The organism is Pseudomonas sp. EA_35y_Pfl2_R111 (assembly GCF_963970955.1).
Classification (GTDB): domain Bacteria; phylum Pseudomonadota; class Gammaproteobacteria; order Pseudomonadales; family Pseudomonadaceae; genus Aquipseudomonas.
Genome location: NZ_CAXAOM010000001.1, coordinates 211,119 through 235,441, shown reverse-complemented (window position 1 = coordinate 235,441; position 24,323 = coordinate 211,119). Strand labels below are relative to the sequence as shown.

24 protein-coding genes are annotated in these 24,323 nt (G+C 60.4%); 12 read left to right on the top strand and 12 right to left on the bottom strand.

The window, feature by feature from the left end; translation table 11 throughout:
- Positions 1-97 precede the first annotated feature (97 nt).
- The 3 genes from AACY25_RS01315 to AACY25_RS01305 are packed head-to-tail and all read left to right on the top strand — an operon-like array spanning position 98 to position 3,170.
- Positions 98-1,282: an amino acid ABC transporter permease gene (locus tag AACY25_RS01315; protein ID WP_339522067.1), complete on the top strand. Its 1,185-nt coding sequence runs from the start codon at positions 98-100 to the stop codon at positions 1,280-1,282.
- A 9-nt stretch (positions 1,283-1,291) separates the two neighbouring features.
- Positions 1,292-2,389, top strand: a complete 1,098-nt coding sequence (locus AACY25_RS01310; protein WP_339522066.1) for an amino acid ABC transporter permease — start codon at positions 1,292-1,294, stop codon at positions 2,387-2,389.
- 10 nt (positions 2,390-2,399) lie between these two features.
- Positions 2,400-3,170, top strand: a complete 771-nt coding sequence (locus AACY25_RS01305; RefSeq protein WP_339522065.1) for an amino acid ABC transporter ATP-binding protein — start codon at positions 2,400-2,402, stop codon at positions 3,168-3,170.
- Between the two features lie 289 nt (positions 3,171-3,459).
- Here the strand turns inward: AACY25_RS01305 and AACY25_RS01300 are convergent, their stop codons facing one another.
- The 5 genes from AACY25_RS01300 to AACY25_RS01280 all read right to left on the bottom strand — a co-directional run bounded on the left by AACY25_RS01300 (position 3,460) and on the right by AACY25_RS01280 (position 8,679).
- A complete protein-coding gene (locus AACY25_RS01300; RefSeq protein WP_339522063.1) occupies positions 3,460-3,864 on the bottom strand; it encodes an META domain-containing protein in 405 nt (134 codons plus the stop codon).
- Positions 3,861-4,301, bottom strand: a complete 441-nt coding sequence (locus tag AACY25_RS01295; protein WP_339522062.1) for a hypothetical protein — start codon at positions 4,299-4,301, stop codon at positions 3,861-3,863. The genes AACY25_RS01300 and AACY25_RS01295 overlap by 4 nt, the downstream gene beginning before the upstream one ends.
- Before the next feature lie 27 nt (positions 4,302-4,328).
- Positions 4,329-5,321 carry a 2-hydroxyacid dehydrogenase gene (locus tag AACY25_RS01290; RefSeq protein WP_339522060.1) on the bottom strand — a complete coding sequence of 331 codons (993 nt, stop codon included), beginning with the start codon at positions 5,319-5,321 and terminating at the stop codon, positions 4,329-4,331.
- A gap of 21 nt (positions 5,322-5,342) precedes the next feature.
- A complete protein-coding gene (locus tag AACY25_RS01285; protein WP_339522058.1) occupies positions 5,343-8,093 on the bottom strand; it encodes an ATP-binding protein in 2,751 nt (916 codons plus the stop codon).
- A 127-nt stretch (positions 8,094-8,220) separates the two neighbouring features.
- Positions 8,221-8,679, bottom strand: coding sequence for a DUF3592 domain-containing protein (locus AACY25_RS01280; protein WP_339522057.1), 459 nt, complete (start codon positions 8,677-8,679; stop codon positions 8,221-8,223).
- Between the two features lie 203 nt (positions 8,680-8,882).
- On the opposite strand from AACY25_RS01280, the gene cysM reads away from it, so the two are divergent.
- The 5 genes from cysM to AACY25_RS01255 all read left to right on the top strand — a co-directional run bounded on the left by cysM (position 8,883) and on the right by AACY25_RS01255 (position 15,124).
- Positions 8,883-9,779 (top strand): cysteine synthase CysM, encoded by an 897-nt coding sequence (gene cysM, locus AACY25_RS01275; protein ID WP_339522056.1) that lies wholly within the window; start codon positions 8,883-8,885, stop codon positions 9,777-9,779.
- On the top strand, positions 9,779-11,131 hold the full coding sequence (rlmD, locus tag AACY25_RS01270; protein WP_339522054.1) for a 23S rRNA (uracil(1939)-C(5))-methyltransferase RlmD: 1,353 nt from the start codon (positions 9,779-9,781) through the stop codon (positions 11,129-11,131). The genes cysM and rlmD overlap by 1 nt, the downstream gene beginning before the upstream one ends.
- A 170-nt stretch (positions 11,132-11,301) precedes the next feature.
- Positions 11,302-13,545, top strand: a complete 2,244-nt coding sequence (gene relA / locus AACY25_RS01265; protein ID WP_339522052.1) for a GTP diphosphokinase — start codon at positions 11,302-11,304, stop codon at positions 13,543-13,545.
- Between the two features lie 139 nt (positions 13,546-13,684).
- A complete protein-coding gene (mazG, locus tag AACY25_RS01260) occupies positions 13,685-14,515 on the top strand; it encodes a nucleoside triphosphate pyrophosphohydrolase (protein WP_339522050.1) in 831 nt (276 codons plus the stop codon).
- Between the two features lie 69 nt (positions 14,516-14,584).
- Positions 14,585-15,124 (top strand): DUF2058 domain-containing protein, encoded by a 540-nt coding sequence (locus AACY25_RS01255; protein ID WP_339522048.1) that lies wholly within the window; start codon positions 14,585-14,587, stop codon positions 15,122-15,124.
- A gap of 79 nt (positions 15,125-15,203) precedes the next feature.
- On the opposite strand, the gene AACY25_RS01250 is transcribed toward AACY25_RS01255, so the two are convergent.
- The 3 genes from AACY25_RS01250 to purM are packed head-to-tail and all read right to left on the bottom strand — an operon-like array spanning position 15,204 to position 17,637.
- Positions 15,204-15,920: a DUF3108 domain-containing protein gene (locus AACY25_RS01250; RefSeq protein ID WP_339522047.1), complete on the bottom strand. Its 717-nt coding sequence runs from the start codon at positions 15,918-15,920 to the stop codon at positions 15,204-15,206.
- An 8-nt stretch (positions 15,921-15,928) separates the two neighbouring features.
- Complete coding sequence (purN, locus tag AACY25_RS01245; RefSeq protein ID WP_339522045.1) at positions 15,929-16,579, bottom strand: phosphoribosylglycinamide formyltransferase; 651 nt, start codon at positions 16,577-16,579, stop codon at positions 15,929-15,931.
- On the bottom strand, positions 16,579-17,637 hold the full coding sequence (gene purM, locus AACY25_RS01240; protein WP_339522043.1) for a phosphoribosylformylglycinamidine cyclo-ligase: 1,059 nt from the start codon (positions 17,635-17,637) through the stop codon (positions 16,579-16,581). Before purM ends, purN begins: the two co-directional genes overlap by 1 nt.
- A 310-nt stretch (positions 17,638-17,947) precedes the next feature.
- Between purM and AACY25_RS01235 the strand changes: the two genes are divergently transcribed.
- From AACY25_RS01235 to hda, 3 genes are all read left to right on the top strand, one after another.
- Entirely contained in the window at positions 17,948-18,997 is a 1,050-nt protein-coding gene (locus AACY25_RS01235; RefSeq protein WP_339522042.1) for a DUF2066 domain-containing protein, read from the top strand.
- A gap of 120 nt (positions 18,998-19,117) precedes the next feature.
- Positions 19,118-20,209 (top strand): AI-2E family transporter, encoded by a 1,092-nt coding sequence (locus AACY25_RS01230; RefSeq protein ID WP_339522041.1) that lies wholly within the window; start codon positions 19,118-19,120, stop codon positions 20,207-20,209.
- A complete protein-coding gene (hda, locus tag AACY25_RS01225) occupies positions 20,206-20,910 on the top strand; it encodes a DnaA regulatory inactivator Hda (RefSeq protein ID WP_339522039.1) in 705 nt (234 codons plus the stop codon). The genes AACY25_RS01230 and hda overlap by 4 nt, the downstream gene beginning before the upstream one ends.
- An 8-nt stretch (positions 20,911-20,918) precedes the next feature.
- Here hda and AACY25_RS01220 read toward each other — a convergent pair whose 3' ends face one another.
- The 4 genes from AACY25_RS01220 to arsC are packed head-to-tail and all read right to left on the bottom strand — an operon-like array spanning position 20,919 to position 22,957.
- Entirely contained in the window at positions 20,919-21,599 is a 681-nt protein-coding gene (locus AACY25_RS01220) for an alpha/beta fold hydrolase (protein ID WP_339522038.1), read from the bottom strand.
- Positions 21,599-22,009 (bottom strand): DUF2069 domain-containing protein, encoded by a 411-nt coding sequence (locus tag AACY25_RS01215; protein ID WP_339522036.1) that lies wholly within the window; start codon positions 22,007-22,009, stop codon positions 21,599-21,601. Before AACY25_RS01215 ends, AACY25_RS01220 begins: the two co-directional genes overlap by 1 nt.
- Positions 22,002-22,607 (bottom strand): NAD(P)H:quinone oxidoreductase, encoded by a 606-nt coding sequence (gene wrbA, locus AACY25_RS01210; protein WP_339522034.1) that lies wholly within the window; start codon positions 22,605-22,607, stop codon positions 22,002-22,004. The genes AACY25_RS01215 and wrbA overlap by 8 nt, the downstream gene beginning before the upstream one ends.
- Entirely contained in the window at positions 22,604-22,957 is a 354-nt protein-coding gene (gene arsC / locus AACY25_RS01205) for an arsenate reductase (glutaredoxin) (RefSeq protein WP_339522032.1), read from the bottom strand. Before arsC ends, wrbA begins: the two co-directional genes overlap by 4 nt.
- A 103-nt stretch (positions 22,958-23,060) precedes the next feature.
- On the opposite strand from arsC, the gene AACY25_RS01200 reads away from it, so the two are divergent.
- Entirely contained in the window at positions 23,061-24,290 is a 1,230-nt protein-coding gene (locus AACY25_RS01200) for a virulence factor BrkB family protein (protein ID WP_339522031.1), read from the top strand.
- Positions 24,291-24,323: the final 33 nt, after the last annotated feature.

The window sequence follows — 24,323 nt, the reverse complement described above, 5'->3', positions numbered from 1 at the left end:
CCGTTGCCAGCCGCTCGTCCTGAGCGGCTGGCATTGTTCTGATTGATGTGAACCTCATGCCCGCTTATGCGGGCATGAGGGTTCCAAGAGGGCTTATATGCAAACCACTGCAAATGTCCCGCGCCCTGGTGGATCGGTTTGGACCGACCCCAAGGTGCGTGCCTGGCTATTTCAAATTCTTGCTGTTATCGCCGTTGTGGCGCTCGGCTGGTTTCTATTTGACAACACCCAGACCAACCTGGAAAAACGCGGGATCACTTCCGGGTTTTCCTTCCTCAATAACAGCGCCGGTTTCGGCATTGCCCAGCACCTGATCGACTACGACGAAAGCAACTCCTATGGGCGTGTTTTCGTGGTGGGTTTGCTCAACACCTTGTTGGTGTCGGTGATTGGTATCGTCCTGGCGACGCTGTTGGGTTTCCTCCTGGGGGTGGCGCGTCTGTCGCCGAATTGGTTGGTCAGCAAGCTGGCCACGGTTTACATCGAGACGTTCCGTAATATCCCGCCGCTGCTGCAGATTTTCTTCTGGTACTTCGCTGTGATGCTCTCCCTGCCAGGACCGCGGCAGAGCATGGGCGTGGGCGAGACGTTCTTTCTCAACAGTCGCGGCCTGTATATGCCGGCGCCAAGTCCAGGGGACAACTTCAGTCTGTTCGCCGGTGCGGTGGTCGTTGCGATCATCGGCGTGGTGCTGCTAACGCGCTGGTCCAAGGCGCGTTTTGAGGCCACTGGTAAATATTTCCCTGTGTCCCTGGGAGCAATTCCGCTGTTGATTGGCCTGCCGGGGCTGGCGATTCTGCTGGGCGGTAATCCGCTGCAGTGGAGTGTGCCGGAGCTATCTGGTTTCAACTTCCGTGGCGGCTGGGTGCTGATCCCCGAGCTGATGGCACTGACCCTGGCGCTGACCATCTACACAGCGGCCTTTATCGCCGAAAACGTGCGTTCCGGGATCATGGCCGTCAGCCACGGGCAGACCGAAGCGGCGCGTTCTTTGGGCCTGCCGGCTGGCAAGACCCTGCGTCTGGTGATTATTCCGCAAGCGCTGCGGGTAATCATTCCGCCGCTGACCAGCCAATACCTGAACCTGGCGAAGAACTCCTCGCTGGCTGCCGGTATCGGTTATCCAGACATGGTCTCGCTGTTCGCCGGTACGGTACTCAACCAGACTGGGCAAGCGATCGAGGTGATTGCCATCACCATGAGTGTGTACCTGGCGATCAGTATCAGCATTTCCATGCTGATGAACTGGTACAACAAGCGCATTGCGCTGATCGAGCGGTAAGGAGCAGCCATGCAAACTCATACCTTCAAACCTGATCTACCGCCACCCGCGCTCAGCGTCGGTGTGCTTGGTTGGCTGCGCGCCAACCTTTTCTCCAGCTGGTTCAACACCCTGCTGACGCTGTTCGCCGCGTACCTGGTGTGGCTGATTGTGCCGCCGCTGATTCAGTGGGCATTGATCGATGCGGACTGGACCGGCACCACCCGGGCTGACTGCACCAGTGGCGGGGCCTGCTGGGTGTTTGTGCAGCAGCGTTTCGGCCAGTTTATGTACGGTTTCTACCCGAGTGAGCTGCGCTGGCGCGTTGACCTGACCTTGTGGCTGGCAATCATCGGTGCTGCACCGCTGTTTGTGCCGCAAATGCCGCGCAAGGCTATGTATGGCCTGGGCTTCCTAGTGGTTTATCCGCTGTTGGCGTATTGGTTGCTGCACGGTGGCTTCTTCGGGCTCTCGACCGTCTCGACTAGCCAGTGGGGCGGCCTGATGCTGACCCTGGTAATCGCTGCCGTCGGTATTGCCGGTGCCTTGCCACTAGGCATTCTACTGGCGCTGGGACGGCGTTCGGACATGCCGGCGATCCGCGTGATCTGCGTGACCTTTATCGAGTTCTGGCGCGGGGTGCCGTTGATCACCGTGCTGTTTATGTCCTCGGTGATGCTACCGCTGTTCCTGCCCGAGGGCTTGAGCTTCGACAAGCTGATGCGTGCGCTGATCGGGGTGATCCTGTTCCAGTCGGCCTATATCGCCGAAGTGGTGCGCGGTGGTCTGCAGGCGATTCCCAAGGGTCAGTACGAAGCCGCTGCGGCCATGGGCCTGGGCTACTGGCGGATGATGGGCCTGGTGATTCTGCCGCAAGCCCTGAAGCTGGTTATTCCCGGCATCGTCAACACCTTTATTGCGCTGTTCAAGGACACCAGCCTGGTGATCATCATCGGCCTGTTCGACCTGCTCAACAGCATCAAGCAAGCCACCACCGATCCGGCTTGGCTGGGCATGGCCACTGAAGGCTACGTGTTCGCCGCGCTGATTTTCTGGATTTTCTGTTTTGGTATGTCCCGCTACTCCCAACATCTGGAGCGCAAGCTGGACACCGGCCATAAGCGTTAGGAGCTAACCCATGAGTGAAGCAATTAAACAGCCAGCACCTGCTAACGCTGAAGGCATGATCCAGATGCAAGGCGTGCACAAATGGTACGGTCAGTTTCATGTGCTCAAAGACATCAACCTGAATGTGCAGGCCGGTGAGCGTATCGTGTTGTGCGGGCCGTCCGGCTCGGGCAAGTCGACCACCATCCGCTGCCTCAATCGTCTGGAAGAGCACCAGCAGGGGCGCATCGTGGTCGATGGCACCGAGCTGACCCACGACCTCAAGCACATCGAAGCGGTGCGTCGCGAAGTCGGCATGGTGTTCCAGCACTTCAACCTGTTCCCGCACCTGACCGTGCTGCAGAACTGCACCTTGGCGCCGATGTGGGTGCGCAAGATGCCCAAGCGTCAGGCTGAAGAGATTGCCATGCACTTTCTTGAACGTGTGCGTATTCCGGAGCAGGCCAACAAGTTTCCTGGTCAGCTCTCTGGTGGCCAGCAGCAGCGTGTGGCGATTGCCCGTGCACTGTGCATGAAGCCGAAGATCATGCTGTTCGACGAGCCGACCTCGGCCCTCGATCCGGAAATGGTCAAGGAAGTGCTGGATACCATGATCGGCCTGGCTGAAGACGGTATGACCATGCTCTGTGTAACCCACGAAATGGGCTTTGCCCGCACCGTGGCGAACCGAGTGATCTTTATGGACAAGGGCGAGATCGTTGAACAGAACGAGCCCAACGCCTTCTTCACCAACCCGCAGAACGAACGCACCAAGCTGTTCCTCAGCCAGATCATCCACTGAGTTTCGGCCGCAAATAAAAAGGGAGCCTTCGGGCTCCCTTTTTATTTGCGTATGGTTTGTGCGCTTAAAGTCTGTTTCGGATCTCGTGAGCTAGAGCAAAACAAGGCGCTACGTTAGTAACAGCCTTCGGCTGGTCAAGCGGCTGAGGAAGCGGAGCGTACTGGTTGTAAGTGAGCGCTACTCGTTGCACTCGCCGTCCGGGCCGCGCTAAAGCGCGTTAGCCAACCGCGGCTTGCCGACGCCGTTTCAACGCAGTTTGGCCGGCGCGCAGCAGATCCGAGAGGGGCTCTTATTTGCTTTCAGGCCATAGGCGCAATGGCTTGCCTTCGGCGGGCCAGAGCTGCAGCTGCTCGGTGGCCGAGAAGTCCCAGCGTTCTACCTTGCTCAGGCTCTCGAGAAAGTGCGCTTCCTGCTCCATCAGCGCCGGTGCGCACATCTTGCGGGTGCTGCCGGCGGCGCTGAAACTGAGCTTGTCACCCTCCAGGGTGTAACCGGCAAACCAGTGGTTGCAGCCTGCATTGCCATAGGCGCGGCCGTCGTCACCGAGGGTGATGGTCAGATGGCTGCGATCAACCAGCGGGCGTTCACCGATCCATTCCACCTGATAGGTATGCTCGGTTTCCAGCTGCGGTGCGGGTGTGGCGCAGCCCACGAGGCCGGCCGCCAGCAGGCTGATAGTCAGTGCGCGTTTCATATAGCCTCCTTGTTGATGCATTTCGGGCATAGGTGCTTGGCGTTTTTCGACTGCCAGCCCAGTTCCTTGATTCGCGCCTCTGCGGCCGGCGCCTGGGCCTTTTTGCCGAGGGCGGCGTCGACGGCGAACTCAAAGTCCAGCTGCGCATTGCAGCTGTCGCAGTTGGCCTGCCAATTGAAAATCGCCAGTTCCTTGAACGCCGGGCCGGTAGCCACAGCAACCCACTGACCGCGCGGGTTGATCAGGTGGCGAACCTTGTCGGCCAGCAGGCGCATGGACAGCTCACGGCTGCCCTTGAGGGTCACCAACAGGGTGTCGCCGCTCTGGATCGAGCCGCCATTGCCGGTGACCTGGTAACGACCCGGTGCCAGTGCGCGGCATTCGATCAGGGTGTGCTCGGGGTTGAGCAGGTTGTAGCGAAAGTCGTGTTCGGCCATGAGTCCTCCAAGTAGGCGCGAATGCTATCACGGGCTAGGAAGCAGCTGATTGATCGGCGCATTTGCCAGCCAGGCGGCGATGTTGTCGCGGGTGGTGCTGGCAATCGCAGCCAATGCTTCGTGGGTCAGAAAGCCCTGGTGCGCGGTAATCAGCACATTGGGGAAGCTCAGCAGGCGCGCCAGCACATCATCCTGCAACGGCTGTTCGGAGCAGTCCTCGAAGAACAGCTCGGCCTCTTCTTCATAAACATCCAGACCCAGATAGCCCAGTTGCCCGCTTTTTAGTGCGCCGATCAGCGCCGGGGTATCAATCAAGGCGCCACGCCCGGTATTAATCAGCATTGCGCCGCGCTGCATCTGCTGCAATCGCGCGGCGTTGATCAGGTGATGAGTGGCGGCGTTGAGCGGGCAGTGCAGGCTGATGATGTTGCTGTCTTCAATTAGCTGATCCAGTGTCACCTGCTGCGCGCCGGCGGGTAGCTCGGCGATGGGCGCCGGGTCATGGATCAGCAGCTGGCAGCCGAAACCGGCCATGATCCGCGCAAAGGTCAGACCGATCTGTCCGGCGCCGATAATGCCGACCTGTTTGGCGTGCAGGTCGAAGCCAATCAGCCCGTGTAGCGAAAAGTCGCCTTCGCGGGTACGGTTGAAGGCGCGGTGGGTGCGCCGGTTGAGGGTCATGATCAGCGCCAGGGCATGTTCGGCGACGGCGTGCGGTGAATAAGCCGGTACTCGTACCACCGTCAGGCCGAGGGCTTGCGCGGCGTGCAGGTCGACATGGTTGTAGCCGGCCGAGCGCAGGGCAACCAGCCGAGTACCGCCAGTGGCCAGTTGCTGCAGCACTGGGGCGCTGAGGTCGTCATTGATAAAGGCGCAAACCACCTCGCAACCGGCGGCTAGGCCGGCGCTATCCTGGCGCAGATGGGCTTCCTGAAAGTTCAGCTGCCAGTTATCCGGGAACCCAGCAGCGCGAAAACTCTGCTGGTCGTAAGGCTTGCTGCTGAACAGAATGATGCGCATGGGGCTCCTCGTGCGCCTAACTCAGGCGCTGACCTGGGCGTGCTGGGCCAATCGGTCGATGGCGGCATCCAACTCATCAAGGGCCTGTTGGGCGGCGGGGTCGTTCTGTTTCAGCAGGGTTTCGCTGCGCTGGCAGGCGGCGCGCAGCTGCGGTACGCCGCAATAGCGAGTGGCCCCATGCAGGCGGTGCACCCGTTCGATCAGGCTGTTACGCTCGCCGCTGTCCCGCGCCTGGCGGATGGCCTGGCGGTCGCCGGGCAGTCCGGCCAACAGCATGCTCAGCATATCGGCTGCCAGGTCGGCCTTGCCGGCAGCCAGGCGCAGGCCTTCATCGGCATCCAGCACGCTGAGGTTGTTATGCGTGGCGCTGATGCCGCTGTGTTCGCTACTTTGGTTACGTAGGGCTAGACCGGTCCATTTAAGTACCACCTGGGCCAACTGACGCTCGCTGATCGGCTTGGTCAGGTAGTCGTCTAGGCCGCTTTGCAACAGCGCGCGTTTTTCGTTGGCGAGGGCGTGAGCGGTCAGCGCAACAATCGGCACTGGGCCCTGGTTGCGCCCATTTTCCTGTTGGCGAATTGCCTCTGTGGCCTGGCGGCCATCCATGCCAGGCATCTGTACGTCCATAAAAATCAGATCGAAGCTCTGCTCGGCGGCTTTTTCCACGGCCTCATAGCCGCTGTTGGCGATGGTCACCAGCGCGCCCATATCGCCCAACAGGGTTTGCACCAGCAGCAGGTTGGCCGGATTGTCGTCGACGCAGAGGATTAGCGGCGGGCGGCTGGGGGCGCTTTGCGGACTCTCCACGCGATTTTGCCGAGGGTTGACCAGCTCAGCCAGGCCCCGTTGCAGCTTGCGCGTGCAGGCGGGCTTGGCCTGCAACTGGCTGTACGCATCCGGCAACAGGCTGTGGTACAGCGACTGTTCTGTGGTGGGGCACAACAGCAGGGTTTTACAGTCCAGGCGTTCGAGTTCCCAAATGCGCTGGTCGAGGCGTTCCGGCGGCAGGGTCTGGGTGCTTACGCCCAGCACCGCCAGCTCAAAAGGCTGTGCGCTGCGCCGCGCTTCGGCCACGGCGCTGAGCAGGCTATCGAGATCGTCAAAGCCGCTGACCTGCAGGCCGCAGTCTTCTAACTGATGCTGCAGCGCCTGGCGGGCCAGGTCGTGGTGTTCCAGGGCGGCCGCGCGGCGGCCGAGAAGCGGTGGGCGCGGCAGATCTTCGGCATCGTCGCGGGCTTTGGGCAGGCTCAAGGTAATCCAGAACTCCGAGCCTTCTTCGGGCGTGCTGTCGACGCCGATTTCGCCACCCATCTGCTCAATCAGACGCTTGGAAATCACCAGGCCCAGGCCGGTACCGCCGGCCTGGCGGCTGAGCGAATTGTCGGCCTGGCTGAAGGCCTGGAACAACTCGCGCAGGTCTTCATCGGACAGGCCAATGCCGGTGTCCTGCACACTGATGCGCAGCTGTGCGCGGTCGACGCTTTCGTCCTCGAGCATGGCGCGAATCACGATGGAGCCGGCACGGGTGAACTTGATCGCGTTGCTCACGAGGTTAGTCAGCACCTGCTTGAGCCGCAGCGGGTCGCCGATCAGCGACAGCGGCGTGTCACGGTAAACCAGGCTGAGCAACTCCAGCTGTTTGGCGTGGGCGGCGGGGGCAAGGATGGTCAGGGTGTCCTGCAGCAAATCGCGCAGGTTGAACGGAATATTTTCCAGGACCAGTTTGCCGGCTTCGATCTTCGAGAAATCGAGAATCTCGTTGATGATCGCCAGCAGGCTATCGGCGGATTTTTCGATGGTGCCCAGGTAATCCTGCTGGCGCGGGGTCAGTTCGCTTTTCTGCAGCAGATTGGTGAAACCGAGAATGCCGTTGAGCGGGGTGCGGATCTCGTGGCTCATATTGGCGAGGAATTCGGATTTGATCCGGCTGGCCTCTAGGGCCTCCTTACGCGCCAGGTCCAGCTCGATGTTCTGAATTTCGATGGTTTCCAGGTTCTGCCGTACGTCTTCGGTGGCTTGATCAACGCTGTGTTGCAGTTCTTCCTGGGCGTTCTGCAGCGATTCGGCCATGCGGTTGATACCCGAGGCCAGCTCATCCAGCTCGTGGCTGCCGAGTGGCGGCAGACGGGTTTCCAGATGGCCGTCCTTGAGCTGCGCTACGCCATGTTTGATCTGCCGAAGCGGGTCGTTGATGGTGCGGCTCATGCGCACGGCGAGCAGGGCGGTGACCATCAGCCCGGTGGCGATTAGCAGCAGGCTGGCCAGCAGGCTGCGGTAACCGCTGAGCAAGGTGCTGTGGTGCGACAGCTCCAGTTCGATCCAGCCCAGCAGCCGCGTGTCTGGCTCGTCAGTAGCCTTGCCGGTCAGGCTCAGGTGCTGCTGATACACCGGCAACAGAAAGCGTGTGGCGTTCTGGTTGCTGTTCTGTGCGGGCTGCGGCTCGCCTGCCACGGGCGAAGGGTTGAGCATGCTCGGACCCGCGTGCGCCAAGGTGTCGCGCTCGGCGGCGAGAAAACTCACGGCGCGCACATCCGGCTGTTCGAGTGCCTGACTGGCAATACGCTGCAACACCTCACTATCACCGGCATGCAGGGCGGGTGCGGCCAGCGGTGCCAGCTGCTCGATGATCATCTGCCCGCGCTGCAGCAGTTGCCCCTGTAAACCGGACAACTGTACCCAGGTGAAATAACCGCCCAACACCAGCGCCAACAGGCTGGTGGGCAACAGGGTGAGCATAAGCACACGGCCTTTGATGCCTAGATCCTTTAACACTCGTTACCTCCTGTGTTGACGTTGGCGCAGTGTAGCGACTCGGCCACGCAGAATCTGTAGTCAAGTGGTTCAGACGCCCAGTGCGGCAGCGCTGGGCCCGCGCTTTGGGGGCGGGCTGTGGCTCGTATCAGCTCGATTTATCGAGCTGCCAGGGCAGCTTTGCCGCCAGCAATATAAGCAGCCCCACTATGTTCAGTACGACAGCAAACAGGATGCCGAGGATCCCGGCGGTACCAGTCCACAGTGTTGAGGTGGCAATGGCTGCCTGCTCGGGGTGATCGGGATCATAGTGCACCTTGACCCGTTCGCCGACGTTGTGGCCGCCGCCGGTATGCTGAACCCGATCGGTGAAGGTCAGGGTCTGGCCCTGTTCGGTGGTGAACTGCACGACGGGCGCGATCAGGGTTTTGCTCCTCAGGCTGTTACCTACCCGGCTACTGGAGTGACCGACGACCTTACCCTCGACGCTCTCCTCGAATAGCCAGGAGCCTAAGGTGCTACTGATTTCGCTAAAGCCGCTATAGCCCAGATAAAGGCCGCTTAGAATCAGCAGCCAGGCCCAGAGACGAATGGATTTACGGATCATAACGAAGCAGCCCTGCACGTTGTTTTGGCCGTTATGGTAACCGGGCGCCACGCTAAACATTCGCATGGCTGCATGGCATTGCCGAGGCCTTCGCATTTTTCCAGCTGTGGTCCTGTAGTTCGGGGCCAGCACGGCAGTTATGGCTGCCACCGGTTTGCCGTTATCATGGCGACCTTCTTTGCTTTTGGATCATCTCGTTCGCCATGAGCCCGCATTACCCAACCATCGCCGATTGCATCGGCAACACCCCGCTGGTGCGTCTGCAGCGCCTGCCGGGTAACACCAGCAACACCTTGCTGCTGAAGCTGGAAGGCAATAACCCGGCCGGTTCGGTTAAGGACCGCCCTGCGCTGTCGATGATCACTCGCGCCGAGCAGCGCGGCGACATCCAGCCCGGTGATGTGTTGATCGAGGCCACCAGCGGCAATACCGGCATCGCCCTAGCCATGGCAGCGGCGATCAAGGGTTACCGGATGGTGCTGATCATGCCGGACAACTCCACCGCCGAACGCAAGGCGGCAATGACCGCTTACGGCGCGCAGCTGATTCTGGTCGGCGGCATGGAAGAGGCGCGTGACCTGGCCCTGCAGATGCAGGCTGATGGCAAAGGCAAGGTGCTCGATCAGTTCGCCAACGGCGACAACCCGATTGCCCATTACACCAGCACCGGCCCGGAAATCTGGCAGCAGACGGGCGGGCAGATCACCCATTTCATCAGTTCCATGGGCACCACCGGGACCATCATGGGCGTGTCACGCTTCCTGAAAGAGCAGAAGCCGGACGTGCAAATCGTCGGTCTGCAGCCGATGGAAGGCGCGGCGATTCCTGGTATTCGCCGCTGGCCGCAGGAGTACCTGCCGAAGATTTATCAGGCCGAGCGGGTTGATCGCATCATCGACATGGGTCAGCAGGAAGCCGAAGACGTCATGCGTCGTCTGGCGCGTGAAGAAGGCATCTTCTGCGGCGTGTCCTCCGGTGGTTCGGTGGCGGCGATGCTGCGCCTGTCCCAGGAGGTCGAGAACGCGGTGATGGTGGCGATCATCTGCGACCGTGGCGACCGTTACCTGTCCAGCGGCGTTTACGACGCCCCGAGCAACTGATGGCCAAGAAAGACGGCGGTCTGCGCTTTCAACCCAGCGGTGGTTCCCGTGCAACCCAGGTGCCGGTGGGCAAGAAGCAGAAGCTCACCATCGAGCGCCTGGCCAACGATGGCCGGGGCATCGCTTTCAGCGAAGGGCGTACCTGGTTCGTCAGCGGTGCACTGGCCGGCGAGCAGATCGAAGCGCGAGTGCTGGGTGCCCACGGCAAGGTGATCGAGGCGCGGGTCGAGCGCATTCTCACCGCCAGCGCCGAACGCCGTAGCGAAGCCTGCGCACATGCCAAAGTCTGTGGCGGCTGCAGCCTGCAGCATATGCCCCATGCCGATCAGCTTGCCCTGAAACAGCGCATGCTCGCCGAGCAGCTCAGCCGCCTCGCTAACCTTGAACCGAAGGAATGGGCCGCACCGCTGGTCGGCCCGGAGATGGGCTATCGCCGCCGCGCGCGCATCGCCGTGCGCTGGGACAACAAGGCCAAGCGCCTGGATGTTGGTTTTCGCGCGGCGGCGAGCCAGGACATCATCGCCATCAGCGATTGCCCGGTGCTGGTACAACCCTTGCAGCCGATCTTGCGCGCGTTACCCCAGGTTCTGCGCGAGTTGGATAAACCCCAGGCCATTGGTCATGTCGAGTTGTTCAGCGGCAGCTCCAGTGCTGTGCTGATAAGACATACCGCTGCATTGAGTGAAGCGGACCTGGCTCGTTTGCAGGCGTTCTGTACTGAGCAGAATGCGCAGCTGTGGTTGCACGGCACTGCCGAGCCGCAGCCGTTTGAGCCGGCGCAGCAGCTGAGTTATCGCCTGGATGCGTTTGATCTCGATCTGGCTTACCGGCCCGGTGATTTTGTGCAGGTCAACCAGCCGGTGAATGACGCCATGGTTGCGCAGGCACTGGACTGGCTGGCGCCGCAGGCCGACGAGCGGGTGCTGGATCTGTTCTGCGGCCTGGGCAATTTCGCCTTACCGCTGGCCCAGCGGGTGCGGGAACTGGTGGCGGTGGAGGGCGTGCAGACCATGGTCGAGCGCGCCGCTGAGAATGCCGCGAGCAACGGCCTGGGCAATGCGCACTTTTTCCAGGCCGACCTGTCCAACCCGCTGGTCGATGCGGGCTGGGCTCAGGGCGGTTTCGCCGCGGTGCTGTTGGACCCGCCGCGTGATGGCGCGTTTCAGGTGATCAAGCAAATGACGGCGCTGGGCGTCAAACGGGTGCTGTATGTGTCGTGCAACCCGACGACCCTGGCCCGCGACAGCGCCGAGTTACAGGCGCAGGGCTACCGGTTAGAACGTGCCGGTATCCTCGATATGTTTCCGCAAACCGCGCACGTCGAAGCGATGGCGCTGTTTGTCAGGCAGTAGATAGAAGCGTTGGGGTACAAGGGGCAAATGCTTGGTTTATCCGGCGCGGCCCTTATCTCAGCGCTGCAGGGGCGCACAGGGAGTACGCCTTAAGTGGTTAAACCGACCGGCTCATAGAAGGCGGCGACTGTTCGGTGTGTATACCGCGCACCGTAGGGAAGGTAAGCAAGATGGTTCAGGTTAGAGCGCATCAGCCGATCAACGATGACGGCAGCATCAACCTCGAGGCCTGGCTCGAGCATGTACTGAGTGTTGATCCGGCGCTGGATCGCGAAGCCCTGCGCGAGGCTTGCGAGTTCGCCCGCGAGGCCGAGCAGCAAGCCAATGCCGCTAAGAATCTATGGACCGAGGGCGCGTCGAGCTTCCGCTCCGGTCTTGAGATCGCCGAAATTCTCGCCGACCTCAAGCTCGATCAGGACTCCCTGGTCGCCGCCGTGATCTACCGCTGCGTGCGCGAAGGCAAGGTGCCGTTGGCGCTGGTCCATCAGCGCTTCGGCCCGGTGGTGGCCAAGCTGGTGGAAGGCGTGCTGCGTATGGCGGCGATCAGCGCCTCCTTGAATCCGCGTGATTCCCTGGTGCTCGGCTCCCAGGCGCAGGTGGAGAACCTGCGCAAAATGCTCGTGGCCATGGTCGATGACGTACGTGTGGCGCTGATCAAACTGGCCGAGCGCACTTGCGCGATCCGTGCGGTGAAGGAAGCCGACGATGAGAAGCGTCAGCGCGTGGCGCGCGAGGTGTTCGACATCTACGCACCGTTGGCCCACCGTTTGGGCATCGGCCATATCAAGTGGGAACTGGAAGACCTGTCCTTTCGCTACTTGGAACCCGAACAATACAAGCAAATTGCCAAGCTGCTGCATGAGCGTCGTCTCGACCGCGAACACTACATCAATGAAGTGATGGGCCAGCTGCGCGAGGAGCTGGAGGCCACCGGGATCAAGGCTGATATCAGCGGTCGGGCCAAACACATCTATTCGATCTGGCGAAAAATGCAGCGTAAGGGCCTGCAGTTCAGCCAGATCTATGACGTGCGCGCGGTGCGCGTGCTGGTGCCGCAGGTGCGTGATTGCTACACCGCCCTCGGTATCGTGCACACCTTGTGGCGGCACATTCCCAAGGAGTTTGACGATTACATCGCCAACCCTAAGGAAAACGGCTACCGCTCGCTGCATACCGCGGTACTTGGCCCGGAAGGCAAGGTGCTGGAGGTGCAGATTCGCACCCAGTCAATGCACGAGGAGGCCGAGCTAGGCGTGTGCGCGCACTGGCGCTACAAAGGCACCGACGTCAAAGCCAGCTCCAATCATTACGAAGAGAAAATTTCCTGGCTGCGCCAGGTACTCGAATGGCACGAAGAACTGGGCGATATTGGCGGTCTGGCCGAGCAGCTGCGCGTGGACATCGAGCCGGACCGGGTTTATGTGTTCACCCCGGACGGCCACGCCATCGATTTGCCCAAGGGATCGACACCGCTGGATTTTGCCTACCGTGTGCACACCGAAATCGGCCACAACTGCCGTGGCGCCAAGATCAACGGGCGTATTGTCCCGCTCACTTACAGCCTGCAGACCGGCGAGCAGGTGGAGATCATCACCAGCAAGCACGGCACCCCGAGCCGTGACTGGTTAAATACCAACCTGGGCTACGTCACCACTTCGCGGGCGCGGGCGAAAATCGTTCACTGGTTCAAATTGCAGGACCGCGATCAAAACGTTGCCGCGGGTAAAACCCAGCTTGAACGTGAGTTGCAGCGCCTGGCGCTGCCTCATGTGGACTTCGAAAAGCTGGCCGAGAAGGCCAATATGAAAACCAGCGAGGACATGTTTGCTTCGTTGGGCGCCGGCGATTTGCGCCTGGCGCAGCTGGTCAACCTGGCACAGCAGCTGGTTGAGCCGGATAGGGCCAACGAACAGCTGGAGCTGATCCCGCGTAAAGCGCTGGGCTTCAAGCCGGGCAAGCGCGGCGATATCCAGATTCAGGGGGTGGGCAACCTGTTGACGCAGATGGCCGGTTGCTGCCAGCCGTTGCCGGGCGATCCGATTGTGGGTTACATCACCCAAGGCCGAGGCGTCAGCATTCACCGTCAGGACTGCGCTTCGGTGCTGCAATTAGCTGGACGTGAGCCAGAACGGATCATTCAGGTCAGTTGGGGGCCGGTACCGGTACAGACCTACCCGGTGGATGTCATTATTCGGGCCTATGACCGTTCTGGTCTATTGCGCGATGTGACCCAGGTGCTGCTCAACGAGAAGCTCAACATGTTGGCGGTGAACACCCGCTCGAACAAGGATGACAATACGGCGTCTATATCGATCACTGTGGAGATTCCCGGTTTGGATGCACTGGGCCGACTGCTTGGGCGCATTTCCCAGTTGCCCAACATTATTGAGGCGCGTCGCCATCGGGTTTCATAGGGTGGGTTGAGCTTCGCGATACCCATGCTGTATCCACCATTGGCTCGATGGGTTACACGGCGCGCGAGTTTGTCAGCGCCGCGCAATCCTTCTTCTGCGCCGCTACCCCATCCTACGGATGTGTATTACCGGGATTGTTATGTACCAACTCGATGACCTACTGCACCTTATGGCTCGCCTGCGCGACCCGCAACATGGCTGCCCATGGGACCTCAAGCAGAACTACGCGAGCATCGTGCCGCATACCATCGAGGAAGCCTACGAGGTGGCCGATGCCATCGAGCGCGGCGACTTCGATCATCTGCCGGGTGAGCTGGGCGACTTGCTGTTTCAGGTGGTGTATTACAGCCAGCTGGCCCGGGAAGAAGGGCGTTTTGAGTTTGCCCAGGTGGTCGATGACATCACGACCAAGCTGATTCGTCGCCATCCTCATGTGTTCCCCGATGGCGATCTGTACGGCGCAGTGGACGTGGCCAAGCTGGAGGAGGCTGCAGTCAAACAGCGCTGGGAAGAGATCAAGGCCGAAGAGCGCGCCGAGAAGGCCGCCGCTCCTGAACAGCTCTCGCTGCTCGACGATGTGCCCGCAGCGCTGCCGTCGCTAAGCCGAGCGATCAAGCTGCAGAAGCGCGCTGCCCAGGTAGGTTTCGACTGGCCCGACGCCTTGCCGGTGGTCGACAAGGTGCGCGAAGAGCTGGATGAAGTGCTCGAGGCCATGAGTGAAAACGACCCCGAGGCGATCAGCGATGAAATTGGCGACTTGCTGTTTGTAGTCAGCAACCTGGCGCGACATCTCAAGGTCGATCCGGAAACCGCCCTGCGTGCGGCTAACGCCAAGTTCGAGCGGCGCTTTCGTTTTATCGAGCAGGCATTGCGCGAAGCGGGGCGCAACATGGAAGATTGCCACCTAGATGAATTGGACGCGCTCTGGGGCGAAGCCAAGAAGCTGGAAAAGCAGACCCCGAGTTGTTGAATGTGCAGGGCGGTCTGCCTGTTGGTGGTGGGTACGCCCGCTTTAAATTGATGGTTGGAAAGGTAGGTTATGGCTCTCTCACTACGCGATCAGTTGCTTAAAGCCGGGCTGGTCAACGAAAAGCAGGCCAAGCAGGCCGGTAAGGAAAAACAGAGGCAGCAGCGTCTGGAGCAGAAAGGTCATATCGAGAAGGACGAGTCGCAAAAGCTCGCCGCTCAGCAGGCCATGGCCGAGAAGGCCGCCCGTGACCAAGAGCTGAACCGTCAGCAGCAGGAAAAGATCGAGCAGAAGGCCCGTGCCGCGCAGATCAAGCAGTTGATTGAGGTGTCGCGCTTGCCCAAGCTGACCACTGAGGATTACTACAACTTTGTCGACGACAAGAAGGTTAAGCGCCTGTCGGTCAACGCCCTGGTTCGCAATAAGCTCAGCAGTGGCTCGCTGGCCATCGTCCGTCACGGCGGCGGCTACGAAGTAATTCCGCGTGAGGCCGCGCTGAAGATTCAGGAGCGCGACGCCCGGCGCGTGGTGCTGCTCAATACACCGACTGAAGCGCCGGATGCGGATGATCCCTACGCGGCTTATCAGGTGCCGGATGACTTGATGTGGTAATGGCCTAGGCCGCGCCTGGAGAAATCCGCGCCACAAAAAAAGCCGAGCTAGTAGCTCGGCTTTTTTTGTGGCAATCGCCTCAGTCCTGACGGCCTGCGACAGTCTTGCCATCGACTGTGCCTTCCTTGAGCATGATCTGGTATTCCTTGCCGTCTTTTTCGACCTGATGCAGGCGCACCAGCAGGAATTCCCAATCCTTGGCGAACCAGAGGATGGTCTTGCGGCTGCTTTGCGTCGGGTCGCGTACGCGCTCGACCTTAACTGCATCAATCAGGCCGGCCTGGGTGCGCACGGCTTCCTCGCCGAGTACGCGGAAATCGTAGGTTTCCACTTCATCACCATCGACCACCTGGTAGCTCATGGTCTTAGTGCCGGCGGCTACGTCGTACTGCAGCGCCAGCTGGTAAGTTGACTTGTCCAGCAGGCCGCGGTTCAGCGGTAGGCGCACTGGAGTGTCGCGGTCGCTGCCGATTACCTGTTTGGCATCCCAGTCGAAGTCGTGCTCAATCTTCTTACCTTTGCCCAGCCCGCTGCGCTCGTACAGGTAGGTCTGCGGTAGAAATGCTTCATTATCGACGCGCAGGGTGCTTTGTTCGGTCAGGCTGGCAACCAACATGGAGGCTTCGAAATTCAGCTGCCATAGGCCGTTATCCAGGGCTTCAAGGCTGCGCTCGGCGCTACCGCTGACGGGCAGTTGTTTCCAGTCGGCGGTGTAACTGGCAGAGAAGGGCTTCAGCTCGACGGCCAATGCCGGCAGGCTCAGAAGCGTTAGTGCGAACAGTAAGGCGCGACCCATGGTGTCTCCTAAGTTCGAATAAGGTGTCCAGTACTTGGTAACAATTGCTCGTCCAACATGGCCCCGTGCGTTGTCAGCTGCAAACGGCCTTCGGCAAACCAGCGCACAGCCAGCGGGTAAATCACATGTTCCTGCTCGTGTACGCGCTGCGCCAGACTGGTCGGCGAGTCATCCGACTGTACCGGTACTACTGCCTGTACGACCAGTGGTCCGCCATCGAGTTCCTCGCTGACGAAGTGCACGCTGCAGCCATGCTCTCTGTCACCGGCGTCCAGCGCCCGCTGGTGGGTGTGCAGGCCTTTGTATTTCGGCAGCAAGGACGGGTGGATATTCAGCAGGCGGCCGGCGTAGTGGCTAACGAAGCCCGGCGTGAGGATGCGCATAAAACCAGCGAGCACCACAAGCTGCGGATCAAACGCATCGATGGCTGTGATCAGCGCGGCGTCGAAGGCCTCGCGGCCGTCGAACTGCTTATGGTTAAGCACGGCGGTAGCGATGCCAGCCTGTTGCGCGCGCTCCAGACCATAGGCATCGGCGCGGTTGGAAATCACCGCGGCGATGCGTGCCGGATTGCCGTCATTGGCGATGCTGTCAATCAGCGCCTGCAGGTTGCTGCCGGAGCCGGAGATCAGCACCACCACATTGCACTGCGCAGGCATTAGTGCTGTTTCAGGTTGTTCAGCACGACCTGGGCTGCACCTTCAGCCGCTTCACCGATCTGACCGATCACCCAGGGCTGTTCGCCAGCGGCGCTCAGGGTTTGCAGAGTGATCTCGACCTGATCCTGAGCTACGCAGATGACCATGCCGACGCCGCAGTTGAGTACGCGGTGCATCTCGTGCTCATCGACGTTGCCTTTTTCCTGCAGCCAGTCGAATACCACTGGGCGAGTCCAGCTGGCCACGTCGACTACGGCCTGTGCGCCTTTTGGCAGCACGCGTGGGATGTTGTCGAGCAGGCCGCCACCGGTGATGTGGGCCATGGCTTTGACTGCGCCAGTGTCCTTGATCAGCTTGAGCAGCGGTTTGACGTAGATACGGGTTGGTGCCATCAGCAGGTCGGTCAGCGGCTTGCCGTCGACCTGGGTGGTTTCGATTTCAGTACCGGACACTTCGATGATCTTGCGGATCAGCGAGTAGCCGTTGGAGTGCGGGCCGGAGGACGGCAGGGCGATCAGCGCGTCACCCGCGGCGACTTTCGAGCCGTCGATGATTTCGGCTTTTTCCACCACGCCGACGCAGAAGCCGGCCAGATCGTAATCTTCGCCTTCGTACATACCTGGCATTTCTGCGGTTTCACCGCCAACCAGGGAGCAGCCAGCCAGTTCGCAGCCGGCGCCGATGCCGGTCACCACTGTGGCAGCCACGTCGACATTGAGCTTGCCTGTGGCGTAATAATCGAGGAAGAACAGCGGCTCGGCACCACAGACCACCAGGTCGTTAACGCACATGGCGACCAGATCCTGGCCGATGCTGTCGTGTTTGTTCAGGTTCAGCGCCAGGCGCAGCTTGGTGCCCACGCCATCGGTGCCGGAGACCAACACCGGTTGCTTGTAGCCAGCAGGGATCTCGCACAGCGCGCCGAAGCCGCCCAGCCCACCCATGACTTCCGGACGCGCGGTGCGCTTGGCCACGCCTTTGATGCGCTCGACCAGGGCTTCGCCCGCGTCGATATCTACACCTGCGTCCTTGTAGCTGATGGAGGGTTGCTTGCTCATAGATCCAGGCCTTTAGGGGAAATTCGGATTGGCACCGGCGCGTGTGGCGGCGGTCTGCGAAGGCGCGCGATTTTATCAGGCTTACCCGGCAGCGGCCACCCGCTAAGGTTGCGGCTGTTGGGACGGCTGTTTAAGCTCGAAATCTGGCTGTCGTTGGCAGTCTGCGGCTGAAAAGGGCTTTGGAATGCGCCCTAACAGCACCTAAACTCGCACGCTTGAACCGCCGCGGCCTGCATTATGTGGCGTGGCTTGGCCGCAACTGTTGTTAAACCTGGCCCGTGCGCCGTTTCCGTCCGTCGAGAATCCATCCATGCGTTTAACCGCTCGCCTGCTTCTAGTCTGTTTGTCGCTGTCCTGCCTGTCTGCTCTGGCCGCGCCGGTGAGTGATCTGTACCAAGTCCGCGAGCCGGTCAGCAGCCAGCAGCCGGAAGAGCGCGCTGCCGCCCTGAGCCGTGCGCTGGATACCCTGGTGTTGCGCCTGACCGGTAAGGTCGATGCGGCGCAGACCCCGGCATTGGCGGCGCTGCGCAAGGATCCGCAACAGATCGTCCTTCAATACGGCTATGAGGGTGAACAATTGCTGGTCGACTTTGACCCACAGAGCACCGAGCGCAGCCTGCGTCAGGCGGGGTTGGCGCTGTGGGGCGCGAATCGTCCAAGCATTCTGCTGTGGTGGCTGAGTGATGCCAGCGATGGCAGCCGTCTGCTAGGCGACGGTCAAGCCGCTGCGGCACCACTCAATCAGGCAGCGCAGCACCGTGGTCTGCCGCTGCGTCTGCCATTGGCTGACTTGGCCGAGCAACTGGTGGCGGTGCCGGAAAACCTCACGGCGAATGATCCAGTCGCCCTGCGTGAAGCCTCCGAGCGTTACGCCGCTGACGCCTTGCTGGCCGTTGTGGCGCGCGAAGCAAATGGTCAGTGGCAGGCTGAGTGGCGCCTGTGGCTGGGCGACGAGCGTGAGCAGGGCACTGCGCAGGGCGCCGATCAGGCCGCTCTGGCCGATACCATCCTGCTGGCAGTCAACCAGCGCCTGGCGCCACGGTTTATCGTGGCTGCCGGTGCCGCTACTGGCTTGACTGTGGAAGTGCAGGGCGTCGACCTGACGCGCTATGCCGAGTTGCAGCGCATTCTTGAGCCGTTCGGCGCGCAACTGCTCAAGGTGCAGGGCGACACGCTGACCTTTGCCATCAATGCCAATGCCGAGCAGTTGCGTGCGCAACTGGGCCTGGCGCGTTTGCAGGAAGTACCGGCAGGGGCACCGGTGCTTGATGCCGATCAGGCGCTGATGCCGCCTGCCACTGCTGCTGATCCAGAGGGACAGGCCGCGTTGCGTGACAATGTACTGAGGTTTCGCTGGTAGACTGCGCTGATTGCCCCGTGTCCTGACTTGAAAACCGCAGCTTAGAGCTGCGGTTTTCTTATATAGCGGGCTGTGGGGTTAAGGAGTTTTGGATAAACGTTGGTGTATGGAGCACTGGGCATGATCGATTCGCATCGTTGGATCTGGATAGTCGGGGCGCTGTTGCTGGGCGGGTTGTTGTATTTGCTGGCGCCGATTCTCTCGCCATTTCTGATCGGTATTCTGCTGGCCTATCTGGGTGATCCGTTGGTTGATCGCCTGGAGCGCTGGAAGTTGTCGCGGACCTGGGGTGTGGTGGTGGTTTTTGCACTGTTCACTTTGGTGTTGGTCATTTTGCTGCTGGTGCTGGTGCCCATGCTGGGCAAGCAGCTGGTGCGGCTGTACGAACTGGCTCCGCAAATGCTCGATTGGGTGCAGAACCAGGCTCTGCCATGGATTCAGCTCAAGCTGGGATTGAGCGATGGCTTCTGGCGTTTCGACCAGCTGAAGGCCGCCTTTAGTGGGCAGATCGACAAGACTACCGATATCGTCGGCATGCTGCTGTCCACGGCAACTGCTTCAGGTATGGCGCTGCTGGCCTGGTTGGCTAACTTGGTGCTGATTCCAGTGGTGAGCTTCTACCTGATGCGCGACTGGGACCTGATGGTTGCCAAGCTGCGCAGTTTGCTGCCGCGTGGCCGTGAAGGGTTGGTTGTGCAGTTGTTCGGCGAGTGCCATGAAGTGCTCGGGGCCTTCCTACGCGGCCAGCTACTGGTAATGCTGGCGCTGGGGGTTATGTATGCCACCGGGCTGATGGCAATCGGCCTCGAACTTGGGTTGCTGATTGGTGTGCTGGCTGGCTTGGCCAGCATCGTGCCGTACTTGGGCGTGTTTGTAGGCATTGGCGCTGCCCTGACAGCCGGCCTGTTCCAGTTCGGCCCGGATTTCTACCCGCTGATGGGTATCGCTGCAGTCTTTATCGTCGGGCAAATGCTCGAAGGCATGCTACTGACGCCTCTGCTGGTAGGCGACCGCATCGGTCTGCACCCAGTAGCAGTGATTTTCGCGATCATGGCCGGCGGCCAACTTTTCGGCTTCACTGGCGTTCTACTGGCCTTGCCAGTGGCTGCAGTGATTATGGTGTTAGTGCGTCATCTGCATGATTTCTATAAACTTTCCGATCTTTACGGTGAGCCAGCCAGCGGTTCCGACGAGCCGCCTAACCCAGCATGACACCCATACAACTGCCTCTAGGTGTGCGTCTGCGCGATGATGCCACCTTTGCCAATTACTACCCCGGAGCTAACGCTGCGGCGTTGGGTTATGTCGAGCGTCTGTGCGAAGCCGATGCCGGCTGGACGGAAAGCCTGATCTATTTGTGGGGCGGTGAGGGCGTAGGGCGAAGTCACTTGTTGCAGGCGGCCTGTTTGCGCTTTGAGCAGCGTGGCGAGCCGGCTGTATACCTGCCGTTGGCTGAGGTGGTCGAGTACGGCCCAGCGCTGCTCGATAATCTGGAGCAGTGTGAGCTGGTTTGTCTGGATGATCTGGATGCAGTTGCCGGGCGCAGCGACTGGGAAGAAGCGCTGTTTCACCTGTTCAACCGTTTACGCGACAGCGGCCGGCGCCTGTTGCTGGCCGCCAGCACGTCGCCGCGCGAGTTGCCGGTGCAGCTGGCTGACTTGCAATCGCGCCTGACTCTGGCGCTGGTGTTTCAGCTGCAGTCGCTGTCCGATGAGGACAAGTTGCGCGCCCTGCAGCTGCGTGCGTCTCGTCGGGGGCTGCACCTGAGTGATGAAGTAGGGCGGTTTATCCTGACTCGCGGCGAGCGCAGCATGAGCGCTTTGTTCGATTTACTTGAGCGCTTGGATCAGGCGTCACTGCAGGCTCAGCGCAAGCTGACAATTCCCTTTCTTAAAGAAATCCTCGGCTGGTAGCGGCCTGTCTAGTCAGCCGGCAGTCCAGTAATAAAGCGCTCTATAGCATCTGCACAAGCCTGTGGCTGGCTCTGCAGAAGGAAATGTGGGCCATCCAGTGCGATCTCGGTTAGCTGTGTGCAGCATGTCTGCAGGCTGGCCTGAGCCTTACGGGTTACCAGCCTGTCCTGCTTGGCCAGTAGGTGCAGTGCCGGCAACTCGAGCTGCAATGCGGGTTTTTGTAATTGGCTAAGGCTGTGCAGGCGTGCTCGCAGTAAGAGCGTGGGTAGCCTCTGGATTTCTTTGCGCAGTATCAGCGTCAGTTCGGCGCTGGTTTGGCCATTCAGGCAGAACAGGTTTAACAAGGTATTTTGCCCAAGTAGCCAACGCGGCAGAGGTAGGTGCTGGAGAAGCGGCAGTAGTGGATGCGGCCGACTCAAGAATGAGGCGGCGAAGATCACGCCCCGCAAGCCGGGTGGCCTGTGTAGGGCCAGCTGGTAGGCCAGTGGACCGGAATACGATTCGCCAAGCAGCACGTAGGGTGTATTGCCGAGCCTACCTAACAATCGATCGGCCAAATCTTTATAGACTTGGCTGCCTTCAGTAGACAGTTCTAGCGCTTGCACTTTCAGCGCTGGATGCAGGTGGGCCAGTAAAGGCCCGAACAGAGTGCTGCTGCCGTTGAGGCCTGGCAACAACACCAAACGCATCAGGCTTCTCCCGCCAACTTGCGCTCATACTGAAAACGCCAACGGGTAAACATCAGGGCTGCGCAGAACAGGCTGAAGCTCAGCCCTGTCAGTAGCAAACCGTACACGGCCTTGCTTGGGTCAAAGGCCGCGAGTACGCCTTGGATAAAGTACAAATTCACCACAAAGCAGGCCCAGGCGTGGGCTCGGGCGTTGCCGAGGATCAGGCCTGGTGCCAGCAATAGTAGGGGTGCGAGTTGTACGCCGAGTATCACCCAGAGCAGTTTGCTGGGCACGTTGGCGAACCACAGGTTCCACGCCAGTAACAATGCTGCGAGGCTAAAAAAGCTCAGCAGGCTGACCGCGCGGCTGATGTTCAGGCGTGGTTGCAACCATTCTAGGGACGGCAGCGGTTTAGCGGTTTTAGCCACGGGCACTCTCCAGCTTTGCCGCGGTTTGCGCCAGGCGCTGGCCGAGTGCGCGGCACAGGGCAATTTCATGTTCATCGAGGGTGCGTTTGCCATCGGCGCCAGCGTGATGGCTGGCGCCATAGGGCGTACCGCCGCCACGGGTTTCCAGTAACGCGGCTTCGCTATAGGGCAGGCCGGTGATCAGCATGCCGTGGTGCAGCAGAGGCAGCAGCATCGACAGCAGGGTGGTTTCCTGGCCGCCGTGCAGGCTGGCGGTGGAGGTAAATACGCCCGCCGGTTTGCCAACCAGGCCGCCGGTCAGCCACAGGCCGCTGGTGCCATCGAGGAAGTACTTGAGTGGCGCGGCCATATTGCCGAAGCGCGTCGGGCTACCGAGCGCCAGGCCCGCGCAGTTCTTCAGATCATCCAGGCTGGCGTATAGCGCGCCTTCAGCAGGAATATCCGCGGCCACTGCTTCGCACTCGCTGGAGACTGCCGGCACTGTGCGCAGGCGCGCTTCCAGGCCACCCATCTCGACACCACGGGCGATCTGTCGGGCCATTTCCGCAGTGGCGCCATGACGGCTGTAATACAGCACCAGGATATAGGGGGCGCTCACGGCAGAATCTCCAGAACATTTTCAGGTGGGCGTCCAATGATGGCCTTGTCACCGACGACCAGAATAGGGCGCTCAATCAATTTTGGCTGGCCGGCCATGGCGTCGATCAGTTGTGCGTCAGTCATTCTCGGGTCATTCAAGCCCAGTGACTTGTATTCATCTTCGCCGGTGCGCAGCAGTTGCCGCGCGGGGATGCCGAGCTTGCCAAGCAACTCTTGCAGCTGCTCGGCGTTCAGCGGTGTTTCCAAGTAGCGCACGATGGTTGGGCTGAGCCCGCGATCTTCCAGTAATTGCAATGCACTGCGCGATTTTGAGCAGCGCGGGTTATGGTAGAGCGTCATAGCGGTCATGTTCGGGTCGCCGGTTACCTTCGATGGCGGCTATTCTAACCGCTAACACTAGCTACGCCTGCCTCTCAGGCGGGTGGCGGTAGATAAATGCTAAGGAGAGGGCATGCGGCAGCGTGTTAACAATCTGTTGGAGTTCTGGCGGTTTTTGTTGCAGCGCTTTATCGCCGACCGAGGCACCAGTAATGCTGCGGCCTTGACCTACACCACCCTGTTTGCGGTGGTGCCGATGATGACGGTGACCTTCTCCATGCTCTCGGCCATTCCGGCATTTCAGGATACCGGCGAGCAGATCCAGAGCTTTATCTTCCGCAACTTCGTGCCCTCTGCTGGCGAAACATTGCAGCAGTACCTGCGCGATTTCACGAGTCAGGCGCGTCAACTGACCTGGATTGGTGTGGCGGTATTGGCCGCGACGGCGTTCTGGATGCTGGTGACCATCGAGAAGACCTTCAACACCATCTGGCGCGTGCGTCAGCCGCGCCGGGGCGTGTCGAGCTTTTTGCTGTACTGGGCGATTCTCAGCCTGGGGCCGTTGCTGCTTGGCGGTGGCTTTGCCATCAGCACCTACTTCACGTCGCTGTCGCTGATTTCCGGGCCAGATGCGCTGCTCGGGGCCCAGGTTCTGCTGAAATTTATGCCGCTGTTGTTTAGCGTGGCGGCGTTCACTCTGCTGTATGCCACGGTGCCGAATGCTCAGGTACCGGTGCGGCATGCGCTTCTGGGCGGTTTATTTACAGCGATTCTGTTCGAAGTGGCGAAGATGCTGTTCGGCCTGTATGTGCGCCTGTTTCCCGGTTATCAGCTGATTTATGGCGCATTTGCCACGGTGCCGCTGTTTCTGTTGTGGATCTACGTGTCATGGCTGATTGTGCTGTTTGGTGCTGAGCTGGTCTGCAACCTGGGGTTTTCCCAGCAATGGCGTAAGCGTGCGATGCCCCGACTGCTGATGGCGCTCGGTGTGTTGCGGGTATTCTACGAGCGTCAGCAGTCGGGTTTGAAAGTGCGCTTGCTGGATGTGCAGCGCCAGGGCTGGTCGCTTGCTGAGCATGAATGGGAAGAGATTCTGGTGTTTCTTGAGCAGCAGAAACTGATCGCCCCGACCGGCTCGGGCACTTGGGTGTTGAGTCGAGACCTTGGTCATTATTCGCTGCAGCAACTGCTTAGCCACAGTCCCTGGCCCTTGCCTAGGGCGGAGAATCTTCCTGAGCAACTCGATGAGGCCTGGTATCCGGCGCTGCGCAATGGCTTGGTGCAATTGCAGGAAGAGCAGGCGGCGCTATTTGGTGAAAACCTGGCGAAGTGGTTGCAGCCAGAGGCCGAACCGGGAAAGTGACGTAAAACGTCAGTTTGCGGCGTTGTGCTGATG

Excerpts from the sequence above, each read along its gene's own strand:
- AACY25_RS01315 (WP_339522067.1), top strand. The coding sequence starts at position 98 with ATGCAAACCACTGCAAATGTCCCGCGCCCTGGTGGATCGGTTTGGACC.
- AACY25_RS01310 (WP_339522066.1), top strand. The coding sequence starts at position 1,292 with ATGCAAACTCATACCTTCAAACCTGATCTACCGCCACCCGCGCTCAGC.
- AACY25_RS01305 (WP_339522065.1), top strand. The coding sequence starts at position 2,400 with ATGAGTGAAGCAATTAAACAGCCAGCACCTGCTAACGCTGAAGGCATG.
- AACY25_RS01300 (WP_339522063.1), bottom strand. The coding sequence starts at position 3,864 with ATGAAACGCGCACTGACTATCAGCCTGCTGGCGGCCGGCCTCGTGGGC.
- AACY25_RS01295 (WP_339522062.1), bottom strand. The coding sequence starts at position 4,301 with ATGGCCGAACACGACTTTCGCTACAACCTGCTCAACCCCGAGCACACC.
- AACY25_RS01290 (WP_339522060.1), bottom strand. The coding sequence starts at position 5,321 with ATGCGCATCATTCTGTTCAGCAGCAAGCCTTACGACCAGCAGAGTTTT.
- AACY25_RS01280 (WP_339522057.1), bottom strand. The coding sequence starts at position 8,679 with ATGATCCGTAAATCCATTCGTCTCTGGGCCTGGCTGCTGATTCTAAGC.
- cysM (WP_339522056.1), top strand. The coding sequence starts at position 8,883 with ATGAGCCCGCATTACCCAACCATCGCCGATTGCATCGGCAACACCCCG.
- rlmD (WP_339522054.1), top strand. The coding sequence starts at position 9,779 with ATGGCCAAGAAAGACGGCGGTCTGCGCTTTCAACCCAGCGGTGGTTCC.
- relA (WP_339522052.1), top strand. The coding sequence starts at position 11,302 with ATGGTTCAGGTTAGAGCGCATCAGCCGATCAACGATGACGGCAGCATC.
- mazG (WP_339522050.1), top strand. The coding sequence starts at position 13,685 with ATGTACCAACTCGATGACCTACTGCACCTTATGGCTCGCCTGCGCGAC.
- AACY25_RS01255 (WP_339522048.1), top strand. The coding sequence starts at position 14,585 with ATGGCTCTCTCACTACGCGATCAGTTGCTTAAAGCCGGGCTGGTCAAC.
- AACY25_RS01250 (WP_339522047.1), bottom strand. The coding sequence starts at position 15,920 with ATGGGTCGCGCCTTACTGTTCGCACTAACGCTTCTGAGCCTGCCGGCA.
- purN (WP_339522045.1), bottom strand. The coding sequence starts at position 16,579 with ATGCCTGCGCAGTGCAATGTGGTGGTGCTGATCTCCGGCTCCGGCAGC.
- purM (WP_339522043.1), bottom strand. The coding sequence starts at position 17,637 with ATGAGCAAGCAACCCTCCATCAGCTACAAGGACGCAGGTGTAGATATC.
- AACY25_RS01235 (WP_339522042.1), top strand. The coding sequence starts at position 17,948 with ATGCGTTTAACCGCTCGCCTGCTTCTAGTCTGTTTGTCGCTGTCCTGC.
- AACY25_RS01230 (WP_339522041.1), top strand. The coding sequence starts at position 19,118 with ATGATCGATTCGCATCGTTGGATCTGGATAGTCGGGGCGCTGTTGCTG.
- hda (WP_339522039.1), top strand. The coding sequence starts at position 20,206 with ATGACACCCATACAACTGCCTCTAGGTGTGCGTCTGCGCGATGATGCC.
- AACY25_RS01220 (WP_339522038.1), bottom strand. The coding sequence starts at position 21,599 with ATGCGTTTGGTGTTGTTGCCAGGCCTCAACGGCAGCAGCACTCTGTTC.
- arsC (WP_339522032.1), bottom strand. The coding sequence starts at position 22,957 with ATGACCGCTATGACGCTCTACCATAACCCGCGCTGCTCAAAATCGCGC.
- AACY25_RS01200 (WP_339522031.1), top strand. The coding sequence starts at position 23,061 with ATGCGGCAGCGTGTTAACAATCTGTTGGAGTTCTGGCGGTTTTTGTTG.